Raw genomic sequence first — 5,721 nt, forward strand, 5'->3', positions numbered from 1 at the left:
AGCGGAAGAAACGCTGGATCTCGACGCCATCAAGAGCTGCCTCGATCCAGAAACCACCCAAAAGTCACACACCAAGCCCTGCCCCAAAAGTACCGGCGAAGCAGATCGCCCTGCATTGGAAAGTACCAAATGACCAAAGCGACCAAGCCAGATAAAGCCAAACATGCAACGCCTATTCCCATTCTGGAATGCACAGCGCAACTGTTGGCCAATAGGCTGAAAATGATCGGTGGCCGCCTTGTTACATGACCCCAAGATACTGTGGCACTGCCATCCCGGAAGCGGACCAGTCCTCGGACTGGCGCTTCATGCCGGACATGATATTCGGACCGAACTCCTGCCGTATCTCGCGATTGATGAGGCGGCGCGCATCAGGGAAGAGGATCCCTACACCGATTACTGGACACTCGCTTGCCCTCATCAGATCCTTCCCCGCCGGTCTCGGTTCGAAGTCGATCTCAACCGTCCACCAGACGAGGCTGTCTGTGTCCGTCCGGGCGATTGTTGGAATTTGGAATTATGGAATGAGCGGCTTCCGGATTCTCTCATAGAGCACTCGCTTGCCGAACATGCAGCGTTCTACAGGATGCTTCACAATGTCCTTTCTGGACTTGAGGAGCAATACGGCAAGTTCGTCGTCTACGACATACACTCCTACAATTACCGCAGGCAAGGGCCGCGCGATCAACCCGCCGATCCTTCGACCAATCCGGAAATCAATATCGGCACTGGCACTATGAATCGCGACTATTGGGCTCCGGTGGTGGATAGATTTATCAGCGATCTGCGCAGTTTCGATTTCCTCGGTCGCAATCTCGATGTTCGGGAAAACGTCAATTTCAAAGGGCGCTATCTCGCCCAGTTCGTGCACGAAAACTTTCCCGAAACCGGCTGCGCGATCGCCATTGAAGTCAAGAAATTCTTCATGGACGAATGGACCGGCGTTGCCTTCCCCGAGCAGGTCAACGCAATGCGCGACGCCTTGGCGGCAACGGTTCCAGGCGTAAGTGAGGAAGTTGGGCGCAAATGAGCAAGGTGGACTATATAAAGGCGCTGCTTGATGCGGGCGAGATCGTGGACTGTGCACTACCGGACGGCGGGCGCCTCCACATCGAACGCCCGCAACCGTTCATCTGCGTCTATCGGATGCAGGAGGCGAAAGTGGACCCCGGCACGCAGGACCTCATCGCCGGGCAGCCGTCCTATCTTTTGTTTCCAACTGAACCGGCTGGCTGCAAGGCAGCAACCAGAGCGCTTGTCGCAACCGTCGATGCACTAAGCCAGATGTTCGGTGCCGTGCTGGTTGTGGAGCTTTTCGTGCTTCCCTTGCCAGAGGATTTCGATCCCGAGGAAGGACCGCCTCGCCCCGGCTTCGAGATCCAGGCATCACGGCGTCACGCGCCGGTGAGAACTCTCGAAGCACTCGAAGCGGCGTTTCTTGAGCAGCCATGGCCAGGCGGAGAGCCATCCATTCGGGTCGCTTACAAACAGCACCGCGCTCCAGAAGGCTGTGTGTCACTTCTATCGGCGGGGCTGCGCAAGCGCCAAGATGTAACTGATCTCGCCATCGGCTTTCGCGCGATCCATCGTGACCTCGACGGACAGGTGGTGCTGCCAGTCGTCCTGCGGGAGCTGCGCCGCTCGCTGACGAATTCCTTGCGCCAGGGCTTTTACGCATTCGCACACACCCGTGCCCGTTTTCGCCCTATTCACTATCATGAACTTGGGCCGCAGGAAATCGAACCCCTTGTCTGGGACGTCGATCGAGCGCTTGCGGACGTGGGAGGCAGTTTCGATATCATCCTCGACGCGACGCCGGTAAACAGCAGTGCGGCATGGTCCCGGTTCCGGGCGTCTCGATACGAGAAGACGCCCGAATTTCATTATCGGCCCTTGCCTCACGATCCGGGAACCTTGAAACGGCGGCTCTACGAGGTTCCCCTGGAACAGGTGGACGACCCCGCTCTTCATGCCTTGTTCTCCGATAAGAGGAAGGAGTTGGATAGCCAGATTGATTTGCTCGGCGATCGCGGTACCAAGCGTTTTCTTTATGGAAGCTTGCTTGTCTATGGCGCGCCGGATGACGCTCTGATTGCTCTTGCCCGGCGCATCACGGCAGAGATCGCGCCGCGTGCACAGGAAAGCGGGGGCGGTGATACGCTCGACGCTCTGGCTTTCGTCCAGATCGCGGAGCAGGAATTGGAGCATTACCGGAAGGAATGGCCGAGCCTCGCGGCAAGGGTCGAAGTTCGCGACAACGTGCCCGGCCTGATCGTATCAAATGGGCACTTTCTGGTGGGTAACAAAACGAAAGTCTCGGCAGGCCGCGTGCGCGCGACGATCGCCCACGAGGTCGGAACGCATATTTTGACATATTACAATGGACTGGCCCAGCCGTTCCAGCAGCTCCACGCCGGCCTGGCGGGCTATGAAGCGACGCAGGAAGGTATCGCCGTTCTCGCCGAATATCTCGTAGGCGGGTTGAGCCGCCCTCGCATGCGCCTGCTCGCCGGCAGGGTTCTGGCAGTGGCGGCGCTCGTCGATGGCGCCGACTTCGTCGAGACGACCCGCATGCTTCACGCCGACTACGGTTTTAGCCAGCGCGGCGCCTATACCATCGCCATGCGGGTTCATCGCAGTGGCGGGCTCACCAAGGACATGGTGTACCTCAAGGGCCTAAAGGATCTTCTGCATCTCCTTGCAAGCTCGGATCTGCCGTTCGAGGATCTGCTGATCGGCAAGTTCGCCTTGAGCCACCTCCCCCTGATCGACGAGCTGCGATGGCGAAATATCCTGAAAAAGCCTAAGCTGCTGCCGCATTATCTCCGTGATGAGGACGCTCTCAAACGGCTGGAAGGAATTCGCAGGGGGCTTTCCCCGCTTGATCTCATCGAAGGGCACGGGAAATGAAAATCGGATTTGTCGTAAACAAAGTCGCCACGGAGAGAACCAATTACTCCACGACGCATATGGCGCTCACTGCGCACATACGTGGACATCAGGTCTATTACATAGAGGTGGCGGATTTCACACTCGGATCAGACGAGATGGTCCATGCGTATGCGCACAAGCCACCGCCACGCAAATTCCGAACGGCGAGCACTTTCTTCAAGGCTATGCAGTCGCAGGAAGCTCTCCGGGAGCGAATATCGGTGGAGATGCTCGATGTCTTGATGCTGCGCAACGATCCTGCCCGCGTTGAACCTCACCAATCCTGGGCGCGCACGGCAGCCATGAATTTCGGCCGGCTTGCCCTACGTCATGGTGTCATCGTTCTAAATGACCCGGATGGCCTTAGCCATGCTTCCAACAAGATGTATCTTGAACAATTTCCTATGTCAGTGCGGCCTCGTTCGACGATCACTCGCTCCGCCGACGACATCAAAGCCTTCATCCGCGCAGAAGGCGGTCGGATCATCCTCAAGCCCTTAGCAGGCTCGGGTGGACATAATGTTTTTTTGATCAGCAAGGACGAACCGAACGTCAACCAAATCATCGAGGCAGTTCTCAACGATGGGTATGCGCTTGCGCAGGAATACCTGCCGGCGGCCAGCAAGGGTGATGTCCGTCTTTTCCTGATGAATGGCCGCATAATGGAGCATGACGGCAAGATCGCCGCCATTCATCGCCAGGGATCAACAGGGGAAATCCGCAGCAACCTGACGGTCGGCGGGAGGGTCGCCAAAGTTGAACTGACCGACGCCATGCGCGAGATCGCCCAGGTCGTCCGGCCCCGACTGGTGCAGGACGGCATGTTCCTTGTCGGGCTCGACGTGGTCAAAGACAAACTGATGGAAATCAACGTCTTCAGTCCCGGTGGGCTTGTCGGTGCAGGACGGCTCAACACGATCAGTTTCGTAGATATGATCATCGATGCACTGGAACTGAAAGTGGCGCATCTGGGCCATGATGCACGGCGCTATACCAATGCTGAAATCGCAACCTTGTGACGACGGGTGGTTCCCGGCTGCGAGTCCCTTGCCGTCCAGTGTCGTACAGACCTGGCCGGTCAGGTTCGCGAGCAACGGCATATTTACAAGATCAGCAGCATCCTGAAATTAAACTTTTTTTACAGCCTTAGCGCCTCAGTTAAGCCAAACCATGAAATGGCTTTGGGTTATGCGGCTAGATTGTGTCTGACGTCAGCGCCTGCGGGGCAGAATTACTGAGCGGCAACTTCGTCCAGAGGCTGTGTGAAACCTCAGGATTCTTCATGATTTCGCGCCGCTCGTTTTCGGGAGCTGCTAATTTGATGGTTCAGCTCGACCATAGCGCGCGCGAATCTGGCAATTCTTGGCATTTGTAAAAGCTCTCGATAGTTTTCACACAGCCTCTCCACTCTGTGCAGCGGAGGTCCATTTTGAGCCGAGAATGACGAGTTTCAGCAACGCCTCGATGGCAGGTGGCGGCTATTGGGTTTGGAAAGTTGAAGTTGTTAAGGACCCCTTAGTCGGGTTAGCAGGAGGCTAACGTCGGGCTGATCCTGCGCTCGTGATTTAGAAAGCCCACACATCCAATGTCTGATCCGTCCATGAAACTGGTATTGGTGACACCTGAGATTCCGTACAATACCGGTGCTATCGGGCGGACTTGTGTGGCGCTAGAACTGGAGCTGATCCTCATTAAGCCTTACGGGTTTTCGATCGACGAAAAGGCGGTGCGGCGGGCCGGAATGGATTACTGGAAGCATGTTCAGCTCAGCCAGTATGACAGCTGGCAAAGCTTTTTGGATGATAGAAAGCCAATGCGCGAAAGCCTATATTTCTTCGAAGAACATGGAGCGCAGAGCGTTTATACTCCTGACTATCAGCCGGATGCTTATTTGGTTTTCGGTTGTGAATCCAAAGGCCTGCCAATTGCGATTTTGGATGGCATGGACGATAGAGTATTCAATTTGCCGATGCGCAGTCCACTTGTCCGATCACTTAACTTGGCAAACGTTGCCACAGCAGTTGTGTATCAAGCGATGCGCACTCAGCTGGGCGGTTAGCCACCACCTGTGCCACAACCGCAAATGTGTGTCCTGTTTTCATACAGCCTCTCCGTATAGCTAGCCTTGATGATCAGCGCAGCTTGGGTCCGCCTCGAGCCCAAAGCAGCCACGCGTGCGCTACCGAATAAGCCAGTAGCGGCAACACCTCCAAACCCTAGCCAATTACAGGCATTGGCCGCGATGCCACGCTCATTTAGCAACGTCTTCGACATTTTTTCGGAGTGAGAGATGTACTTAGACGTCCATCATCGCCGCAAGGCAAGTAATCTCACAGGACGTTTGAGGAAGCGCAAAAGGGGCTGCGTTTTCAGGTAACGCGCGAAGATTGGTCACCACCCTGCTCTCCTCAATCTGGCTTACTCTGACAGCAGCGGATTAATAGCCTCATACTTGTCCGATCTTGAATCCGCGCGACAAATGACTGCGCATAGCAAAGAGCAGCACGGCACCCGGCACCATTGAAGCGACGGTGACGGCCATCACCAAGCCAATGTCAGTTTGGAAGCCGAATAGAGCATTGATAGCCATACTGATTGGTTTGCCGTTTGTAGTTGTAAGAATTCGTGCAAAGACCACTTCAACCCAGGAAAACATGAAACAAAAGAATGCAGTCACGGCGATTCCAGGCGCAATTTGGGGCAACAGGAACTGCCAGATAAAGCGCGGGCGAGTGTATCCGTCTAAAAATGCGGTCTCGTCCATTTCTTTGGGGATGGCCGAGATGAAGC

At 55.7% G+C, this 5,721-nt stretch carries 5 protein-coding genes; 4 read left to right on the forward strand and 1 reads right to left on the reverse strand.

The annotated features are described in order from the left end of the window. Positions 1–238 precede the first annotated feature (238 nt). The 4 genes from AC221Y_RS19445 (at position 239) to AC221Y_RS19460 (ending at position 4,990) form a co-directional block, all read left to right on the forward strand. Complete coding sequence (locus tag AC221Y_RS19445) at positions 239–1,030, forward strand: N-formylglutamate amidohydrolase (protein WP_486708090.1); 792 nt, start codon at positions 239–241, stop codon at positions 1,028–1,030. Further along, positions 1,027–2,910: a peptidase MATCAP family protein gene (locus tag AC221Y_RS19450; protein WP_299757119.1), complete on the forward strand. Its 1,884-nt coding sequence runs from the start codon at positions 1,027–1,029 to the stop codon at positions 2,908–2,910. The genes AC221Y_RS19445 and AC221Y_RS19450 overlap by 4 nt, the downstream gene beginning before the upstream one ends. Next, complete coding sequence (locus AC221Y_RS19455; RefSeq protein WP_299757122.1) at positions 2,907–3,950, forward strand: ATP-grasp domain-containing protein; 1,044 nt, start codon at positions 2,907–2,909, stop codon at positions 3,948–3,950. Before AC221Y_RS19450 ends, AC221Y_RS19455 begins: the two co-directional genes overlap by 4 nt. Before the next feature lie 581 nt (positions 3,951–4,531). Further along, on the forward strand, positions 4,532–4,990 hold the full coding sequence (locus AC221Y_RS19460; RefSeq protein ID WP_486708091.1) for a tRNA (cytidine(34)-2'-O)-methyltransferase: 459 nt from the start codon (positions 4,532–4,534) through the stop codon (positions 4,988–4,990). A 387-nt stretch (positions 4,991–5,377) separates the two neighbouring features. Here the strand turns inward: AC221Y_RS19460 and AC221Y_RS19465 are convergent. After that, on the reverse strand, positions 5,378–5,721 hold a 344-nt coding region (locus AC221Y_RS19465; protein ID WP_486708092.1), incomplete at its 5' end, for an ABC transporter permease subunit.

The organism is Boseongicola sp., assembly GCF_057460485.1.

Excerpts from the sequence above, each read along its gene's own strand:
- AC221Y_RS19450 (WP_299757119.1), top strand. The coding sequence starts at position 1,027 with ATGAGCAAGGTGGACTATATAAAGGCGCTGCTTGATGCGGGCGAGATC.
- AC221Y_RS19455 (WP_299757122.1), top strand. The coding sequence starts at position 2,907 with ATGAAAATCGGATTTGTCGTAAACAAAGTCGCCACGGAGAGAACCAAT.
- AC221Y_RS19460 (WP_486708091.1), top strand. The coding sequence starts at position 4,532 with ATGAAACTGGTATTGGTGACACCTGAGATTCCGTACAATACCGGTGCT.